Here is a 17667-nt window from a genome sequence, read left to right as displayed (position 1 = left end):
GGTTGCGGGGGAGCGCCCGGCACCGGGGAGTCTTGGGGGACTCACCGGTGCCGGGCAGTTTGTTGTCTTTCAGCCTGTCCGGCGTTTGAGGACGAGGCCCCTTAAGGGCCGATCGGGGGTCCAGGGGGCGGAGCCCCCTGGTACGTCGGCTGCAGCGCCGGAGGTTATCCACAGCCCCGGCACCCACGCGGAGCGCGTCGTAGGCTGGAGACCCCCCGGCCGGTCACCGCGTCGGGCGATTAGCGTTGCCCACCCCCGGACGAAAGCCGCCCCGAATGAGCCTGCACGGTCTGCTCGACGCCGTCGTCAAGGACACCGCCCTCGCAGAAGCCGTCAAGGCGGCCGCAGACGGCAACCGCATGCATGTCGACCTGGTCGGCCCCCCGGCGGCCCGCCCCTTTGCGGTCGCCGCACTCGCCCGCGAGACCGGCCGCCCCGTGCTGGCGGTGACGGCGACGGGGCGGGAGGCGGAGGACCTGGCCGCCGCCCTGCGCTCGCTGCTGCCGTCGGACCGAGTCGTGGACTACCCGTCCTGGGAGACGCTCCCGCACGAGCGGCTGAGCCCCCGCAGCGACACCGTCGGCCGCCGCCTCGCCGTCCTGCGCCGCCTCGCCCACCCCCGCCCCGACGACCCCGAGACCGGCCCGGTCTCCGTGGTCGTGGCGCCCGTACGGTCCGTGCTGCAACCGCAGGTCAAGGGCCTCGGCGACCTGGAACCGGTCGCCCTGAGGACCGGGCAGACCGCCGACCTGAACGAGATCGTGGAGGCCCTCGCCGCCGCCGCGTACGCGCGCGTGGAGCTCGTCGAGAAGCGCGGCGAGTTCGCCGTGCGAGGCGGGATCCTCGACGTGTTCCCGCCCACCGAGGAACACCCCCTGCGCGTGGAGTTCTGGGGCGACGACGTCGAGGAGATCCGCTACTTCAAGGTCGCCGACCAGCGGTCCCTGGAGGTCGCCGACCACGGGCTGTGGGCGCCGCCCTGCCGTGAACTTCTGTTGACGGAAGACGTACGCACGCGTGCGGGTGCCCTCGCCGAGCTCCACCCGGAGCTGGGCGAGCTGCTCGGCAAGATCGCCGAGGGAATCGCCGTGGAAGGCATGGAGTCCCTGGCTCCCGTCCTCGTCGACGACATGGAGCTGCTGATCGACGTCCTGCCCAAGGGCGCCATGGCCGTCGTATGCGACCCGGAGCGGGTACGCACGCGTGCCGCTGATCTCGTGGCGACCTCCCAGGAGTTCCTGCAGGCGTCCTGGGCGGCGACCGCGGGTGGCGGCGAGGCGCCGATCGACGTCGGTGCGGCCTCGCTCTGGTCCATCGCCGACGTCCGGGACCGGGCGCGTGAGCTGGACATGATGTGGTGGTCGGTGTCGCCGTTCGCGGCGGACCTCGAACTGGACGCAGACACCCTCAAGTTCGGCATGCACGCCCCCGAGACCTACCGCGGCGACACCGCCAAGGCCCTCGCCGACACCAAGGGCTGGCTCGCCGACGGCTGGCGCACGGTGTTCGTCACCGAGGGCCACGGCCCGGCGGCCCGTACGGTCGAGGTGCTGGGCGGCGAGGGCATCGCGGCCCGCCTCGACGTGGAACTCGGCACGATCTCCCCGTCCGTCGTGCACGTGGCGTGCGGCTCGATCGACTACGGCTTCGTCGACCCGGCGCTCAAGCTCGCGGTCCTGACCGAGACCGACCTCTCCGGCCAGAAGGCGGCCGGCAAGGACGGCGCCCGGATGCCGGCCCGCCGCCGCAAGACCATCGACCCGCTCACCCTGGAGGCGGGCGACTACATCGTCCACGAGCAGCACGGCGTCGGCCGCTACATCGAGATGGTGCAGCGCACCGTGCAGGGCGCGACCCGCGAGTACCTGGTCGTCGAGTACGCCCCCGCCAAGCGCGGCCAGCCCGGCGACCGCCTGTACATCCCCACCGACCAGCTGGAGCAGATCACCAAGTACGTCGGCGGCGAGGCCCCGACCCTGCACCGCCTGGGCGGCGCCGACTGGACCAAGACCAAGGCGCGCGCCAAGAAGGCCGTCAAGGAGATCGCGGCCGACCTCATCAGGCTGTACAGCGCGCGCATGGCCGCGCCCGGCCACACCTTCGGCCCGGACACCCCCTGGCAGCGCGAGCTGGAGGACGCCTTCCCGTACGCGGAGACCCCCGACCAGCTCACCACCATCGCCGAGGTCAAGGACGACATGGAGAAGTCGGTCCCGATGGACCGTCTGATCTGCGGCGACGTCGGTTACGGCAAGACGGAGATCGCGGTGCGGGCGGCCTTCAAGGCCGTACAGGACGGGAAGCAGGTCGCGGTCCTCGTCCCGACCACGCTGCTGGTGCAGCAGCACTTCGGGACGTTCAGCGAGCGCTACTCCCAATTCCCCGTCAACGTAAGGGCGTTGAGCCGCTTCCAGACGGACACCGAGGCGAAGGGCACCCTGGAGGGACTGCGCGAGGGCTCGGTGGACGTCGTCATCGGCACCCACCGCCTCTTCTCCTCCGAGACGAAATTCAAGGACCTCGGCCTGGTCATCGTCGACGAGGAGCAGCGCTTCGGCGTCGAGCACAAGGAGCAGCTGAAGAAGCTGCGCGCGAATGTGGATGTGCTGACCATGTCCGCGACCCCGATCCCCCGCACCCTGGAGATGGCGGTCACCGGCATCCGCGAGATGTCGACGATCACGACCCCGCCCGAGGAGCGGCACCCGGTGCTCACCTTCGTCGGGCCGTACGAGGAGAAGCAGATCGGCGCCGCCATCCGCCGTGAACTGCTGCGCGAGGGCCAGGTCTTCTACATCCACAACCGTGTCGAGTCGATCGACCGGGCGGCCTCCCGGCTGCGCGAGATCGTCCCCGAGGCGCGGATCGCCACGGCCCACGGCCAGATGTCCGAGTCGACCCTCGAACAGGTCGTCGTCGACTTCTGGGAGAAGAAGTACGACGTCCTCGTCTCGACCACGATCGTCGAGTCCGGTATCGACATCTCCAACGCCAACACCCTGATCGTGGAGCGCGGCGACAACTTCGGCCTCTCCCAGCTGCACCAGCTGCGCGGGCGGGTGGGGCGTGGCCGCGAGCGCGGTTACGCCTACTTCCTGTACCCGCCGGAGAAGCCCCTGACGGAGACCGCCCACGAGCGTCTGGCGACGATCGCCCAGCACACGGAGATGGGCGCGGGCATGTACGTGGCCATGAAGGACCTGGAGATCCGCGGAGCGGGCAATCTGCTGGGCGGCGAACAGTCCGGCCACATCGCGGGCGTCGGCTTCGACCTGTACGTGCGGATGGTCGGCGAGGCCGTCGCGGACTACCGGGCCTCCCTGGAGGGCGGGGTGGAGGAGGAGCCGCCCCTGGAGGTCAAGATCGAGCTCCCGGTCGACGCACACGTCCCGCACGACTACGCCCCCGGCGAGCGCCTGCGCCTGGCGGCCTACCGCGCCATCGCCTCCGCCAACACGGAGGAGGACATCAAGTCCGTCCGCGAGGAACTCGTCGACCGCTACGGCAAGTTGCCCGAACCGGTGGAGAACCTGCTCCTGGTGGCGGGCCTGCGCATGCTCGCCCGCGCGTGCGGCGTCGGTGAGATCGTGCTGCAGGGCAACAACATCCGCTTCGCACCGGTGGAGTTGAGGGAGTCTCAGGAGCTCAGGGTCAAGCGCCTGTACCCCGGGACCGTCATCAAGCCGGCGGTCCACCAGGTGCTGGTACCGCGCCCGAAGACGGCGAAGGTGGGCGGAAAGCCTTTGGTCGGGCGGGAGTTGCTGGGCTGGGTGGGGGAGTTCCTGGCGTCGATCCTGGGGTCGTAGCCGCAGAGTATGTGTCGGGGGGCGTGGCCCCAGGGCGCGTAAAGCCGTCCGCGGGAGGCGGGTTCCGCGGACGGCTGCACAGTGGCCTTACGGCTGTTCGGGCCTGTCGCGGTCCATGCCGAGCTGCCCCTCGATGCGCTGCTGGGCTTCGTCGACCTGGCTCTCGTACTTGTTGCCCGTTCTCTCGTTCACCTTCCGCTCCGCGGCGTCGGACATCTGCTTGGCCTTGTCCTGCGCCTGGCGGTTGCTCTTGAACCTGTCGAAGATGCCCATCCAGAGCTCCTTCCGAAGGTGACTCAGGAACGACGATACGGCCGATATGTGTTGAATGCCCACTTGGGGCTGGTTGTGGTCTGGACCTCATGAATGCCTCTGTGCGCCCTCTCGCTACGGTGTGCGGAAACTCGTACGGGAAAGCCGTACGAGAGGAGACCGCCCGTGCGAGGGCGGGTCGCACAGGCAAGGGGAGGGCGCACCATGAGGCGTCTGAGGGGCGGGGCGGCGGCCGCCATGGTGCTGGTGTTCGCCGTGGCCGGGTGCAAGGCGGAGACGAAGACCGGGTCCGGCGGGCCGCAGGAGACCGGGGGCTCGGGCGCCGCGCTCACGGCCGCCGAGTCGCTGACCGTGAAGGGACGGGCGCCGAAGACGGGTTACGCCCGGGACAGGTTCGGCACCGCCTGGGCGGACACCGACTCCAACGGCTGCGACACCCGGGACGACATCCTCAAACGGGACCTGGCGGACGTGAAGTTCACCGACGGCAAGTGCAAGGTGTCGTACGGCGTACTGGAGTCGGACCCGTACTCCGGCACGAAGGTGACCTACCGGCGCGGCAGCAGCCTGGTCGACATCGACCACCTGGTCGCCCTCTCCGATGCCTGGCAGAAGGGCGCCAAGTACTGGGACGCCCGCAAGCGAATAGCCCTCGCCAACGACCCGCTCAACCTCCTCGCCGCCGGCGCGAGCGCCAACCGCTCCAAGGGCGACGGCGACACGGCGACCTGGGTGCCGCCCAAGGCCTACCGGTGCGCGTACGTCGCCTCCCAGGTCGCCGTGAAGAAGAAGTACGGGCTGTGGGTGACCGCCGCCGAGAAGGCCGCGATGGAGAAGGTGCTCAAGGAGTGCCCGGGGCAGAAGCTGCCCTCCGGCGGCAACCCGACGGAGGCACCGGCGCGGTTCCACGCGAACTGATGAGAGATCTGAAGGTGTCGAGTCTCGCCGCACGTCCCGAGATGCTGCAGGCGGTGCTCGACATGCCCGACAGTTGGGCGGAGTTCACGACCCAGGACCCGGTGGGCGACTCCCACTACGGGCGGATCCCCGTCGAGTTCCCGCAGCACGTGCTGTTCGCCGAAAACGAGCGGGGCGAAGTCGTCGCGCACGCCTACAGCGTGCCGTTCCGGCTCGACACCGAGGGCCGGGGCGAACTTCCCGACCGCGGCTGGGACCAGGTCCTCGTGTGGGCCTTCGCCGACCTGCGCCGCGGGGTGCGCCCCGACACCGTCAGCGCGATCTCGATCGTGGTCCGCCCGGACGCACAGGGCCTCGGCCTGTCCGGGCGGATGCTGGAGGCGATGCGGGACAACGCCCGCACCCACGGCTTCACCGAGGTCGTCGCCCCGGTCCGCCCCAGCGCCAAGCACCTCGAACCGCACACCCCGATCGAGGAGTACGCGCACCGGGTGCGGGAGGACGGCCTGCCGCACGACCCGTGGCTGCGCGTCCACGCCCGAGCCGGGGCGGCCGTCGAACGCGTGGCGCCGGCCTCCATGACCGTCGCCGCCTCCCTGGAGGAGTGGCGCGGCTGGACCGGGCTGCCCTTCGACACCCAGGGCGACATAGAGGTGCCCGGGGCGCTGGTGCCGGTGCGCTGCGAACCGGAGCGCGGGTACGCGGTGTACGTCGAGCCCAACGTGTGGATGCGGCACCGGCTGTAGGGGAGACGGCGGCGCCGGGCGGTCAGGACCGGCCGCCCGGCTTCGCCTACTTCTTCAGCGCCGCGAGGACCGTCGTCGTCACCTTCTTCGCGGACGCGGCACCGTTGTCGCCGCCCGCCGTGGACAGCACGGTGACCACCGAGTTGCCGGACCGGGTCGCGATCAGGGTGGTGCCGTTCTCCCAGGTGCCGCTCGTCAGCGTCATCGTGTAGGCCTCGTCCCCGAGCCCGGCCGTGGACCTGCCGGTGAGCTTCACCTTGGCGTGCGCGTCGGTGTCCGTGAACGTGGCGCACTCGGCGGCGACGGTCTGCAGGCCCTTCATCACCGCGGCGGCCGTGGTGCCCTGGAAGGTGTCGATCTCCTGGGCGACCTCCTGCGTCTTGTCCTTGTTCGCGTAGTCGTTCTGCGCGAACGACACGCCCCCCTTGTAGCCGCTCACCTGGATCCAGGACGTGGCTTCCAGCCTGGTGCAGTCCGGCTTCGCGGTGCTCCTGGCGGACACGGACTGAAACGCGCCGCCGGTGTCCGAGGAACCGTCGGCCTCCAGGGCGAGCCCGGCGGGGAAGGCCGACGCGGGCGCCAGCGCCTTCTTCAACTGCGTACCGGTGGGCAGACCGGCGTTGGGGTCCTTCGCCTTGGCCGCGCCCGCACTGTCGGAGGAAGCCGCGCCCCCGTTGTCGGAGGAACCGGACGAGCAGGCGGTGAGGGCCAGAGGGAGCGCCGCGACGGCGAGCAGGGTGGCGATACGAGGCGAGAGACGCATGACAGTCCTTCAAAGGATGGTGCTGACGGGGAAGCGCACGGCATGCCGTACGCGGGCTGGAAGCAGCCGGGGCGCGGGGGGTGGGACCGCCCGTGGAGGCCGGTGGAACCGGCTCGGTGAGCGGCGAGCGGTAATGGTAGATGCGGGGGGCGGGGCAGCCGGATCCGAGGGGGCCCGGGCGGCCGGGGACCTGGCGCCGGGCCGGGTGCCCGGGCCGCGCCCCGACGGTCACGGGAAGGGCCGGGTCACGCCGTCTTCCTCCAGTCGCCGCAGCCGGTCGTCTTGAAGTAGCCGTCCGAGGCGCTGATCGTGACGACGGCCGTGCCGGTCACGTTGTTGTTCGCGATGATCGAGTGGAGCGAGTGGTCGGCGTCCTTGGTGCGCTCCCAGTAGCAGGAGCCGTCGGTGTTGCCGGTGGACCTGTAGGTGCCGGGGGCGATGTCGGTGCCGACTCCGAACATCCCGCCGTCGCCGGCCATCGTGGCGGCGGGCGTGCCCTTCGCCCTGACGTCGACGGCCTCCCAGTCCTTGCAGCCGTTGGACTTGAAGAGCTTGTCGGTCGCCTTGACGGTGACGTAACTGGTGCCGCTGACATTGTCGTTGGCCAGGATCGAGTCCGTCTCGCCCTTGGCGTCCCTGGCGCGCTCCCAGTAGCACATGCCGTCGGTGTTGCCGGTGGTGCGGTAGGTGCCGGGCTTGACGTCCGAACCGACCTGGAAGTCGCCGTCCCCCGCGAACGCGGCCTTCTTCTTCCCGGCGGCCTTCTTCTCTGCGGCCTGCGCCTTCTTGCCCCCGGAGCCGTGCTGCGCGGAGGTGGAGGAGTGTGTGCCGGAGGCGGAGCCGTTTCCGTTGGCGCCTGCGTTCGCCGATACGACGCCGATGACCACGACCCCCACGACGGCGCCCAGCGCGATCTTGCCCTTCATGCCCATGGCGATGTCCCCCCTCGGATACGGCGACCGGCGACCGCCGTCGTTCGCCGGTCGGCCACCGTTCGCGGTGTTCGCTGGGTCAATAACAGCAGAGCGTGTGAACCGAGTCAACACGATTCACAAGACCAAGTGTGTACACGGGCGTGAATGCATGGATCTTGCGTACGTCGGTATGCTCGGCGTCACAGTGCGACAACGAAGGGAGTCGGGCGGGTGCAGGACAACGCGACAGAGGTGACCGCCGCCGGAATCGCCCGGCTCGCAGGCGTCGGCCGTGCCGCCGTCAGCAACTGGCGTCGCCGCCACGCCGACTTCCCCAAGCCCGTCGGCGGCACCGAGACGAGCCCGTCCTTCGCACTCGCCGAGGTCGAGGCATGGCTGCGCAAGCAGGGCAAACTCGCCGAGGTCCCGCTCCGCGAGCGCGTCTGGCAGCAGCTTGCCGGACATCCCGAGGGCCCGGTCACGGCGTTGCTGCACGCCGGCTGTGTACTGCTGCTCCTCCATGACCGGCCGACTGTGTGGCTGGAGGCGAGCGCGGGGTCGGACGAGCGGCTGGTGGCGATGCTGACGGGGGCACTGGAGGAAGTGCTGGTGCCGCGCTTCGGGGCGGCGCGGCGGAGACGGGGTGTTCACGGCGGGGCGGCTGGAGGTACGGCTTCGGGTGTTCACACGCGGCCGGCCGGAGGTGCGGCTTCGGGTGTCAACACGCGGGCGGCCGGGGGCGCCGTGTCCGGTGTGGACACGCGGGCGGCCGGGGCTGCCGAGTCCGGTGTTCACACGCAGACTGCCGGAGGCACGGTGTCCGGTGTTCACACGTCGGCGGCCGGAAGCACGGTATCCCGTGTGAACTCCCCGCTTGCTGTGAACTCCCCGAACTCCCCACTCGCCGTGAACACCGAACAGCCCGTTCACCCGGCAACCGGCGCGAGCGGATCGGCGGCTGTGAACACCCCACCCGCCGTTCACGCCCCCTCCGGCCCCCAACTCCTCCCCTCCGCTCCCCTCCTGCGCGGTGTCGCCGAGCTCGCCGCCGAGTCGGGCGCCCGGCAGACCTTCGAGTTCCTGCTCGGCCGGCATCTCGACGCCAACCCGCGCCAGTACACGCTCACCCCCGCCGAACTCGCCGGTCTCATGGCCGACCTGGCGGGTCCCGCCCGCACCTTCCTCGACCCCGCCTGCGGCACCGGCGCCCTTCTGCGCTCCGTCACCCCCCGCCCCGACCAGGAGCTGTACGCCCAGGACAGCGCCCCCGAACTCGCCGCGCTCACCGCCCTCCGGCTCGCCCTGCACACGCAGGCCACCGTGCGCGGCGCCACGGGCGACACCCTGCGCGCCGACGCCTACCCCGGGCTGCAGGCCGACGCCGTCCTGTGCCACCCGCCGTTCAACGAACGCAACTGGGGCCACGACGAACTCGCCTACGACCCCCGCTGGGAGTACGGCTTCCCGGCCCGCAACGAGTCCGAGCTGGCCTGGGTCCAGCACGCCCTCGCCCGCCTCAAGGACGGTGGCACCGCCGTCCTCCTCATGCCGCCCGCCGCCGCCTCCCGCCGCTCCGGCCGTCGCATCCGCGCCGACCTGCTGCGCCGCGGCGCCCTCCGCGCCGTCATCGCGCTGCCGCTCGGGGCTGCACCCCCGTACAACATCCCGCTCCACCTGTGGGTGCTGCGCCGTCCCGACAAGGCGCCCGCGCAGCCCGAGGTGCTGCTCGCCGACACCGGGCAGTTCGCCACCGAGGGGCGCGGCGGGCCCGACTGGCGGGCCGTCCGTGAGGCCGTGCTCGACGTCTGGGGCGCCTTCGACCGTGCCGGCACGCTGCAGGAACGTCCGGGTCTGGCCCGTTCCCTCCCCGTCATCGACCTTCTCGACGACGACGTCGACCTCGCCCCGGCCCGCCATCTGCCGCCCCCGGCCGCGGCCGACGGCGCCGACGCGCTCACCGCCGTACGCGAACGCCTCGGTGAGACCCTGCGGCTGACCGCCGACCTCACTCCGCCGCCCGCGGATCACGGACAGCCCGCGCCCCGCTGGCCGTTCACCACCGTCGGCGAATTCGCGCGCGGGGGCGCCCTGGTGATGCGTACCGGCGGAAACGGCGGTCACGCGCGCGTGCCCGTGCTCACCGACCACGACGTCCTCGCCGGAACCGCCCCGTCCGGTGCGCTCCCCGAGAGCGACGAGGACGCCGTGCTGACACAGCCGGGCGACGTCGTCGTCCCGGTGCTCGGCGGCGGCTCGGTCGCGCGCGTGATCGACGACGCGACCGCGGGCGCCGCCCTGGGGCGCAACCTCGTGCTCCTGCGCCCCGATCCCACCGCACTCGACCCGTGGTTCCTCGCCGGCTTCCTGCGCGGCACCGCCAACAACCGCCAGGCCAGCAGCTACGCGTCCACGGCCACCCGCCTCGACGTACGCCGCCTCCAACTGCCCCGGCTGCCCCTCGAAGAACAGCGGCGCTACGGCGAACGCTTCCGCGCCCTGGACGAGTTCGAGGGGGCGCTCAGGCATGCGGGCCGGCTCGGGGAGCTGCTCGTGCGCGGGATGTACGACGGGCTGACGGACGGGACGGTCGCGCCGGACTGACGCCGGGCCGATGCCGGACTGATGCAGGACAACGGTCCGGACAACGGTTCGGTACAAGCCGTGACCGGTTGTCCTTGTCGGCCTATACGCTCGGACTCAGCGTTTGTGTTCGTCCCCATCAGGCCTCCAGGAGCAGCCATGCAGGGCCACGGCTTCGCCGCGCCTCCGCCGCGCCGACCCTCGACCGGGGTGTTGGTGCTGCTGCGCGTGATCTTCGTGGCGGTGCCGGTCCTCAGCATCGGATTCCTGGCCTGGGTGGCGACGCTGCGGGCGGCGATCGTGACCCGCAAGCGCGGCGACTGGTGGATCTTCGCCGGATCGCTGGCGGTCCTCGGCATCAGTTTCGGCTTCCTCGCCACCGACCACACCGACGACTTCAGCACGCCGAACGGCAACACGGGCATGATCATCCTGCTGCTCAATGCAGCAGCCTGCACCGCCTATTACCTGTACGCGGACATACAGCACTACGGGCCGCGCCACACCGGCCATCCGGTGCCCCCGGCCCCGGGCATGGGCTACGGCTACCCGCAGCCCCCGTCGCCGTACGCGGCCACCCACCCGCAGACGCCCGTGGTGGCAGCGCCCCCCACGCCCGTACCGCCGCCCCCGCCGCAGCGCCCCGCGCCCGCCCGTATCGACCAGGTGCGCGCCGAACTCGACGAGCTCAGCGACTATCTGCGACAGCATCCCGGCCACACCGACGGCCACCACGAGGGCGGAAGGTGACCGTGGCGGCAGGACGTGTCGTCGCCGGCCGCTATGCGCTGTCCACGCTCATCGGGCAGGGCGGCATGGGCCAGGTCTGGACGGCGTACGACGGGCGGCTCGACCGGCGGGTGGCGGTGAAGCTGCTGCGCCCCGACAAGGTGGCCGGGCAGGAGGCCGACGAACTGCGCCGCCGCTTCGTGCGCGAGTGCCGGGTCACCGCGCAGGTCGACCACCCCGGCCTGGTCACGGTGCACGACGCGGGCAGCGAGGGCGAGGAGTTGTTCCTCGTCATGCAGTACGTCGACGGTGCGGATCTGTCCGACCACCTTGCCGAGCACGACCCGTACCCGTGGCAGTGGGCGGTCGCGGTCGCCGCGCAACTGTGCGCCGTGCTGAGCGCCGTGCACGCCGTGCCGATCGTCCACCGCGACCTCAAGCCGCGCAATGTGATGGTGAAGCAGGACGGCACGGTCACCGTCCTCGACCTGGGCGTCGCCTCCGTCATGGACGCCGACACCACCCGTCTCACCCACACCGGCACGCCCATAGGCTCGCCCGCCTACATGGCGCCCGAGCAGGCCATGGGCGGCGCGGTCGGCCCGTACACCGACCTGTACGCACTCGGTGTGCTGCTGCACGAACTCCTCAGCGGCGACGTCCCGTTCGCAGGCTCGACGGCACTCGGCGTACTGCACCGGCACCTGTACGAGCCGCCGGTCCCCGTGCGCCGTATCCGCCCCGAAGTCCCCGAGGCGCTCGAAACCCTCGTCCTGCGCCTGCTCGCCAAGGACCCGCTGCACCGCCCCGCCTCCGCCCAGGAGGTCTACGAGCACCTGGAGCTGCTGCTGCCCGCGCGCGGGACGCCCACCGGGGCGCCCCTGGACCCCACGCGTCCCTTCCTACGCCCGCACGCCCCCTGGCCGGACCGCGCGCGTACCCCCGCGCCCCAGCCCGCCCCGGCGGTCGAGAGAGCGGAGAAGGCGGAGAAACCGGACGTCGCCCGCGCCGTCGACGAAGTCAAGCGCCTCCTCGGCGAGGGTCGCATCACCCAGGCCGTCGACATCCTCGGCGCGATCCTGCCCGCCGCCGCCGAACAGCACGGCGAGCACTCCCCGGTCGTACGCACCCTGCGCAAGCAGTACGCGGCCACCCTCATGGACGACGGCCAGTACCGGCGCGCGCTGCCCGAACTGCGCCGCCTCGCCGACGAACGCGCCGCCGAGGCCGGCCAGGCCGACCCCCAGTCGCTGCGCTTCCGCTACGAGGCCGCACAGTGCCTGGAGTCGCTCGGTGAACCGGCCGCGGCGCTCGCCGAGTACCGCTCGCTGCTGCCGTACTACGAGAACCAGTACGTGGCCGGCGACCCCGAGCTCGCCCACGACGTCCGCCGCCGCATCGGCCACCTCCTGCTCGCCCTCGGCGACCGCGGGGCCGCCCACGAAACCCTGGCGCGACTGCTGATGGACGTGGAGCGACTGCGCGGACCCGGGCACCCGCTCGCCGCGGAGATCCGCAGGACGCTGCAGTGGCTGGGGCAGGTGCGCGGCTAGGGCCGGTGGATTTTGCCGTGCCCTGGGAGAATCTTGTGATCTTGCGGGGCTTATGTTTCCCGAACACATGAGTGGTGCCGGATACGTTGCCGTTCGTTTTACGCCAGGCAACGCACAACCAGGGTGGGGTACACATGGCAGGACATCGGCAGTCCAGGAAGCGCAGACACATCACGTGGGCCGTCGCCGGTGCCGCAGTCGTCGCCGGAGCGGGCATCGCCGCGCAGACCTCCATGGCCGCCACCACCTGGCCCGCGCAGAAGACATACACCGGACGCGCCTTCGACACCTGCGCCGCACCCTCCCTCGCCGCGATGAAGGCCTGGCACACCGGCTTCTACGGCGCCGCCGCCGTCTACATCGGCGGCAAGAACCGAGGCTGCCCCCAGCCCAACCTGAACGCCTCCTGGGTGAAGTCGGTCAGCACGGTCGGCTGGAAACTCATCCCGCTCTACGTCGGCGCCCAGCCGTCCTGCGGATCCGGCGGCTCCGAGAAGATCAGCGCCTCCACCGCCGCGACCGTCGGCAAGAGCGAGGCGGACGACGCGGTGGCCAAGGCCTCGGCGCTCGGTATCAAGGCCGGCAGCCCGATCTACCTGGACATGGAGTCGTACGACACCACGAACACGTCCTGCAACAACGCCGTGCTGACGTATGTGCGCGCCTTCGACAAGGAGCTGCACGCCAAGACGTACCGCACCGGCTACTACGGCTTCACCAGCTCCAGCGCCAAGGCGATCGCCACCGCGACCGACAAGACCGACCTGCCGGGCAACCTCTGGTACGCCCTGTGGGACAAGCAGAACACCACGACCACGGACTGGCCGTGGGGCTCCACCCAGTTCACCGACCACAGCCGCGCCCACCAGTACCTGGTCAACAGCAAGGAGACGCGGAACGGGTACACGATCACCGTGGACCGCGACGCCTGGGACGCCCCGGTGGCGATCACGAGCTGACCCCGGCACGCGCGCGCGTACGCGCTGCGGGGGCGCGGCGGTGCCCGAAGTCGCCGTGAATCGTTGGTCGAATGGGTTGGCCACAGCCGACCCACTGCCTACCATCGATCACCGCAAGACTTTGTGCACCGCCGCACAATCTCCTCGGGAGGCTTCCTTGCACCGCCGCCGTCGCACCGCGCTCGTCCTCACCGCCGCGATCGCCGCCGCGGCCCCCCTCCTCACCGCCTGCGGAAGCGCTGAGCACCCCGGTGCGGCAGCCGTCGTCGGCGGTCAGCGGATCACCGTGGCGGAGCTGGAGACCCGGGTGAACGAGGTGCGCACCGCACAGCGGGCGGCCGTGAAGGACGACGCGCAGTACAAGCAGGCCGTCGCGCAGACCGCCGGCCTCACCCGCGACACCCTCCACGGGATGGTCATCGACCGGGTGCTGCTGCGTGCCGCCCGGGACGCGGGCGTCACCGTCACCCCCAAGGAAGTCCAGCAGATGCGCTCCGGCCTGGAGCAGCAGGTCGGCGGCTCCAAGGCGCTGGAAACGGCCTGGCTGCAGCAGTACGGCGTCGCCCCGAAGCGTCTCGACGACAACCTGCGCCTCCAGCTCGAGGCCCAGAAGCTGGCGCAGGCACTCGGCGCCGACACCAGCAAGCCGGCCTTCTGGAACGCCCTGTCGAAGGCGTCCAGGGAACTCCACGTCGACGTCAACCCGCGCTACGGCACCTGGGACGTCCAGAAGAGCAGCCGCGTCGACGCCAAGACCCCATGGGTACGAGAGGTCACGACGACCGGGACGCAGCAGGCGACGTAAGACGACGTAAGACGGCATAGCGGTCCGGCAGAGCCGCCCGGCCGTCGGAAAACGCCCTGTGGACAACGGCCCCGCCGGACCACAGCCCTGTGGACAACTTCCGGGGCTGTCGGCGGGGTGCGTTACGTTCGGATCGTGAACGCAACCAGCTCCGAAGAGGCCGCCCCCGGCCGCATCGTCCTGCTCACCACCAGCCACCGCGTCGCGCCCGGCCTGCTGTCCTGGCCCGCCTGGCAGGCCCTGCACGCCGCCGACCGGGTGCTGTGCGCGGACGGCGCCCACCCGCAGCTGCCGTATCTGCGGGAGGCGGGCGTACGGGTCGACGAGGCGGCCCCCACCGCCGAGGAGCTGGTCGACACGTGCGCCGGCGGCCGTACGGTCGTCGTGGTCGCGACCGGCGAGGGCGAACCGGCCCTCACCGACGGCCTGGCCCGCCTCGCCGGCTCCGGACGCATACAGATGCCGGACCTGGAGCTGCTCCCCGCCTCCTACGACCTCCCGGGCGCCCGCCTCCTGGACCTCGTCCAGGTCATGGACCGCATCCGCGCCGAGTGCCCGTGGTCGTCCCAGCAGACCCACAAGGGCCTGGCCAAGTACGGCATCGAGGAGGCGTACGAGCTCGTCGAGGCGATCGAGGAGGGCGACCGCGACGAGCTCCGCGAGGAGCTCGGTGACGTCCTGCTGCAGGTCGTCTTCCACGCCCGTATCGCCGAGGAAGGCCGTGCCGAGGACGGGGCCGCCCCCTTCTCCATCGACGACGTGGCCGCCGGCATCGTCACCAAGCTGATCCACCGCCACCCGCATGTCTTCGGCGACGAGACGGCGTCGACGCCCGAGGAGGTCAAGGAGCACTGGCTGCGCACCAAGGCGATAGAGAAGCAGCGCACCTCGGTGACGGAGGGCATCCCCCTGGGACAGCCGGGCCTGGCCCTCGCGTCGAAGCTGGCGTCACGAGTGCGGACGGCAGGACTCGATGTCCCGCTGCCCCAAGTCGAGGGCGTCGGTTACGAGTTGCTCGCGCTGGCGGTGCGTGCCGAGGCCGACGGCGTGGACCCGGAGGCGGCGCTCCGGGCGGCCGCCCGGGCCTACCGGGATGCGATCAGACAGACGGAGACGGAGGACCGGGGCCGGTCAGGCGGCGGTGAACCGCACGGGCAGGTCCCGTAGGCCGCGCATGATGAGCCCGCCCCGCCAGCGCAGATCGGCGGGGTCGGCGGCGAGCTCCAGGTCGGGCAGGCGGCGCAGCAGTGTCTCCAGGGCGGTGCGGCCTTCGAGACGGGCCAGCGGGGCGCCGAGGCAGTAGTGGATGCCGTGGCCGTATCCGAGGTGCTGGTTGTCCCGGCGGGAGAGATCGAGCGCGTCGGGCTGCGCGAACCGTGCCGGGTCGCGGTCCGCCGCGGCCAGGACGACCAGGACGGGGTCGCCGGTGGCGATGCGCTGCCCGCCGATCGTCAGGGGCTCGGTGGCGAAGCGCCAGGTGGCCAGTTCCACGGGGCCGTCGTAGCGGAGCAGCTCCTCTATACCGGTGTCGAGCAGTGCGGTCTCGCCGCGCTCGATCGACTCCTGGAGCCGGTGCCGCTGTCCGGGGTTGCGCAAAAGCGCATATGTCCCGTTACCGATCAGGTTGATGGTGGTTTCGAAGCCGGCGAAGAGAAGCACGAAGCACATCGCGGCGGCCTCGTTCTCGGTGAGGTGTTCGCCGTGGTCGGAGGCGCGGATCAGGCCAGAGATCAGGTCCTCGCCGAGGTCGCCCCGCTTACGGTGGATGAGTTCGGCGAGATAGCCGCGGATCTTCTTCACGGAGCGCGCGACACCGCCGCGCGGGCCCCCGCCGTGCCGGATCATCATCCCCGCCCAGTCGCGGAAGTCGTCCTGGTCCTCGCGGGGGACACCGAGCAGGTCGCAGATCGCGTAGATGGGGAGGGGGAACGCGAAGTCGTGGATCAGATCGGCCTCGCCCCGCGGCGCGAACCGGTCGATGAGGTCGTCCGTCAACTCCTGTACGCGCGGGGCGAATTCGGCCACCCGGCGTGGGGTGAACGCCTTGGAGACGAGGCGGCGCAGCCGGGTGTGGTCCGGCGGGTCGATATTGAGCAGATGCGTCATCAGATTGGCGCTGCGTTCACCCGGGATGCCGGTCCTGCCCTTGGCCTCCGCGTCCTCGGCGTGATGGTCGGGGTTCTTGGACAGCCGTCCGTCCGCGAGCGCCTGACGCGCGTCGTCGTAGCGCGTGACCAGCCATGCCTCGACCCCGCTGGGAAGTTTCGTCCAGTGGACGGGGGAGTGCTCGCGCAGCCAGGCGTAGGCCGGGTACGGGTCGCCGGCGAATTCCCAGGTGAAGAGTTCGGGGGCGGTGTTCGGGACGTTCACAGGACGACCGTATCCGGAGCTCGGCGGTGAATGCGCGGCCGCGGCGGACCGGTCAAAGGTGACACGCGCTCAAGTCTGTGATCTTCACGTGATCTACGCGGCATTAACTTGTGACAAGTGATCGGCAGCAGATACGTTTCCGGACCAGCGCGGTGGTTTCGAACGCCTGTCGGTGTCATGCGCCGCGCGGTCACTGCTGTCTCGCGAAAGGCCTCCGCATGCTCTCCGGGAACGGTCGACACCGTCGCCCCCGTCAGGCTCCGGCTCTCCTCGTCGCGGCCGGAGTGACCGGCTCCGCCATCGCGATCCCGCTCTTCGCCGCGAGCGGCGCCAGCGCCGCCGACGGCACCACGTGGGACAAGGTGGCGCAGTGCGAGACCAGCGGCTCCTGGAGCGAGAACAGCGGCAACGGGTTCTACGGCGGGCTCCAGTTGACCCAGGAGAACTGGGAGAAGTACGGCGGCCTCGACTACGCCCCCAGCGCCGACCTGGCCAGCCGCAACCAGCAGATAGCCGTCGCCGAGAAGCTCCTGGACGACCAGGGCGTCGGCGCCTTCCACACCTGCGGACTGACCTCCGGGCTGACCAAGGACTCGGGTTCGGCCGACGTCGACACGGGTGTGCTGGACGGCGGTTCCGGTTCTGGTTCCGGTTCGTCGGACTCATCCGATTCATCCGGGGCATCCGACTCCACCGGCCTGTCCAATGGACTGTCCAACTCGTCGAGTGATGTGTCCGGCGGGTCCACTTCGTCGGATTCGTCCTCGGATTCTTCCTCCGACTCGTCCTCCGGTGCCTCCCCTTCGGCGTCTGCGGACGCGACGGACAACTCATCCGAATCCGGCACATCCGCCTCGCCTTCCACCTCCCCGTCCGAGAAGGCCACGGGCAACTCACGGGGCGGCGACAGCTCGTCCACAGACCAGGCGAAAGGTGATGACTCGGACAAGTCCGAGCAGGCGGTGGGCTCTTGGAGCCTCGTCGACACCGGTGCGATCGGCACCGGCCGCCACCGCGGCACCAGCGCCGACGAGACCAAGGGTGAGACCAAGGCGGACAGTCGCGCGGACGACACGTACACCGTCCATGCCGGCGACACCCTCGCCTCCATCGCCGACTCCCTTGACCTCCACGGTGGATGGCGGGCGCTCTACGCCGAGAACAAGAAGGCGATCGGTACCGACCCGAACCACATCGTCGCCGGTCAGACCCTGCAACTCGGTGTCGAATAGGGCGAAATCCAGCTGGAGT

The 17667-nt window shown here is 70.9% G+C and carries 14 protein-coding genes; 10 read left to right on the top strand and 4 right to left on the bottom strand.

All coding sequences use genetic code 11. From position 1 onward, the window contains the following. The first annotated feature begins 275 nt into the window (after positions 1-275). Complete coding sequence (gene mfd / locus P2Q00_RS16530) at positions 276-3806, top strand: transcription-repair coupling factor (RefSeq protein WP_275773286.1); 3531 nt, start codon at positions 276-278, stop codon at positions 3804-3806. Positions 3807-3893: 87 nt separating this feature from the next. On the opposite strand, the gene P2Q00_RS16525 is transcribed toward mfd, so the two are convergent. Next, positions 3894-4079 (bottom strand): antitoxin, encoded by a 186-nt coding sequence (locus P2Q00_RS16525; protein ID WP_275773285.1) that lies wholly within the window; start codon positions 4077-4079, stop codon positions 3894-3896. Positions 4080-4283: 204 nt separating this feature from the next. Between P2Q00_RS16525 and P2Q00_RS16520 the strand changes: the two genes are divergently transcribed. Next, on the top strand, positions 4284-4997 hold the full coding sequence (locus P2Q00_RS16520) for an HNH endonuclease family protein (RefSeq protein WP_275773284.1): 714 nt from the start codon (positions 4284-4286) through the stop codon (positions 4995-4997). Next, positions 4997-5743, top strand: coding sequence for a GNAT family N-acetyltransferase (locus tag P2Q00_RS16515; protein WP_275773283.1), 747 nt, complete (start codon positions 4997-4999; stop codon positions 5741-5743). The genes P2Q00_RS16520 and P2Q00_RS16515 overlap by 1 nt, the downstream gene beginning before the upstream one ends. A 46-nt stretch (positions 5744-5789) precedes the next feature. Here the strand turns inward: P2Q00_RS16515 and P2Q00_RS16510 are convergent, their stop codons facing one another. Next, on the bottom strand, positions 5790-6506 hold the full coding sequence (locus P2Q00_RS16510) for a hypothetical protein (RefSeq protein ID WP_275773282.1): 717 nt from the start codon (positions 6504-6506) through the stop codon (positions 5790-5792). 245 nt (positions 6507-6751) lie between these two features. Then, complete coding sequence (locus P2Q00_RS16505; protein WP_275773281.1) at positions 6752-7438, bottom strand: Rv1352/Rv1906c domain-containing protein; 687 nt, start codon at positions 7436-7438, stop codon at positions 6752-6754. A gap of 213 nt (positions 7439-7651) precedes the next feature. Between P2Q00_RS16505 and P2Q00_RS16500 the strand changes: the two genes are divergently transcribed. The 6 genes from P2Q00_RS16500 to P2Q00_RS16475 all read left to right on the top strand — a co-directional run bounded on the left by P2Q00_RS16500 (position 7652) and on the right by P2Q00_RS16475 (position 15213). Next, the gene (locus P2Q00_RS16500; protein ID WP_275773280.1) at positions 7652-10021 is read left to right on the top strand and encodes an N-6 DNA methylase; all 2370 of its coding nucleotides are present in this window, start codon (positions 7652-7654) and stop codon (positions 10019-10021) included. Between the two features lie 138 nt (positions 10022-10159). Next, positions 10160-10750 carry a hypothetical protein gene (locus P2Q00_RS16495; RefSeq protein WP_275773279.1) on the top strand — a complete coding sequence of 197 codons (591 nt, stop codon included), beginning with the start codon at positions 10160-10162 and terminating at the stop codon, positions 10748-10750. A 38-nt stretch (positions 10751-10788) separates the two neighbouring features. Continuing rightward, positions 10789-12282, top strand: coding sequence for a serine/threonine-protein kinase (locus tag P2Q00_RS16490; protein WP_275773595.1), 1494 nt, complete (start codon positions 10789-10791; stop codon positions 12280-12282). A 134-nt stretch (positions 12283-12416) separates the two neighbouring features. Beyond that, a complete protein-coding gene (locus P2Q00_RS16485) occupies positions 12417-13241 on the top strand; it encodes a glycoside hydrolase domain-containing protein (protein WP_275773278.1) in 825 nt (274 codons plus the stop codon). A 157-nt stretch (positions 13242-13398) separates the two neighbouring features. Next, positions 13399-14046: a SurA N-terminal domain-containing protein gene (locus P2Q00_RS16480; RefSeq protein WP_275773277.1), complete on the top strand. Its 648-nt coding sequence runs from the start codon at positions 13399-13401 to the stop codon at positions 14044-14046. A 135-nt stretch (positions 14047-14181) separates the two neighbouring features. Further along, the gene (locus P2Q00_RS16475) at positions 14182-15213 is read left to right on the top strand and encodes a nucleoside triphosphate pyrophosphohydrolase (RefSeq protein WP_275773276.1); all 1032 of its coding nucleotides are present in this window, start codon (positions 14182-14184) and stop codon (positions 15211-15213) included. Here P2Q00_RS16475 and P2Q00_RS16470 read toward each other — a convergent pair. Then, entirely contained in the window at positions 15178-16416 is a 1239-nt protein-coding gene (locus P2Q00_RS16470; RefSeq protein WP_275773275.1) for a cytochrome P450 family protein, read from the bottom strand. The two genes, P2Q00_RS16475 and P2Q00_RS16470, sit on opposite strands and share 36 nt — an antisense overlap. A gap of 218 nt (positions 16417-16634) precedes the next feature. Here P2Q00_RS16470 and P2Q00_RS16465 point away from each other — a divergent pair, with 218 nt between their 5' ends. After that, positions 16635-17648, top strand: coding sequence for a LysM peptidoglycan-binding domain-containing protein (locus P2Q00_RS16465; protein ID WP_275773274.1), 1014 nt, complete (start codon positions 16635-16637; stop codon positions 17646-17648). Positions 17649-17667: the final 19 nt, after the last annotated feature.

This window comes from Streptomyces coacervatus, from assembly GCF_029223485.1.
GTDB classification, from domain to species: domain Bacteria; phylum Actinomycetota; class Actinomycetes; order Streptomycetales; family Streptomycetaceae; genus Streptomyces; species Streptomyces coacervatus.
This window is presented reverse-complemented; position numbering and strand designations above follow the sequence as displayed.

Excerpts from the sequence above, each read along its gene's own strand:
- P2Q00_RS16515 (WP_275773283.1), top strand. The coding sequence starts at position 4,997 with ATGAGAGATCTGAAGGTGTCGAGTCTCGCCGCACGTCCCGAGATGCTG.
- mfd (WP_275773286.1), top strand. The coding sequence starts at position 276 with ATGAGCCTGCACGGTCTGCTCGACGCCGTCGTCAAGGACACCGCCCTC.
- P2Q00_RS16510 (WP_275773282.1), bottom strand. The coding sequence starts at position 6,506 with ATGCGTCTCTCGCCTCGTATCGCCACCCTGCTCGCCGTCGCGGCGCTC.
- P2Q00_RS16525 (WP_275773285.1), bottom strand. The coding sequence starts at position 4,079 with ATGGGCATCTTCGACAGGTTCAAGAGCAACCGCCAGGCGCAGGACAAG.
- P2Q00_RS16495 (WP_275773279.1), top strand. The coding sequence starts at position 10,160 with ATGCAGGGCCACGGCTTCGCCGCGCCTCCGCCGCGCCGACCCTCGACC.
- P2Q00_RS16465 (WP_275773274.1), top strand. The coding sequence starts at position 16,635 with ATGCTCTCCGGGAACGGTCGACACCGTCGCCCCCGTCAGGCTCCGGCT.
- P2Q00_RS16505 (WP_275773281.1), bottom strand. The coding sequence starts at position 7,438 with ATGGGCATGAAGGGCAAGATCGCGCTGGGCGCCGTCGTGGGGGTCGTG.
- P2Q00_RS16520 (WP_275773284.1), top strand. The coding sequence starts at position 4,284 with ATGAGGCGTCTGAGGGGCGGGGCGGCGGCCGCCATGGTGCTGGTGTTC.
- P2Q00_RS16485 (WP_275773278.1), top strand. The coding sequence starts at position 12,417 with ATGGCAGGACATCGGCAGTCCAGGAAGCGCAGACACATCACGTGGGCC.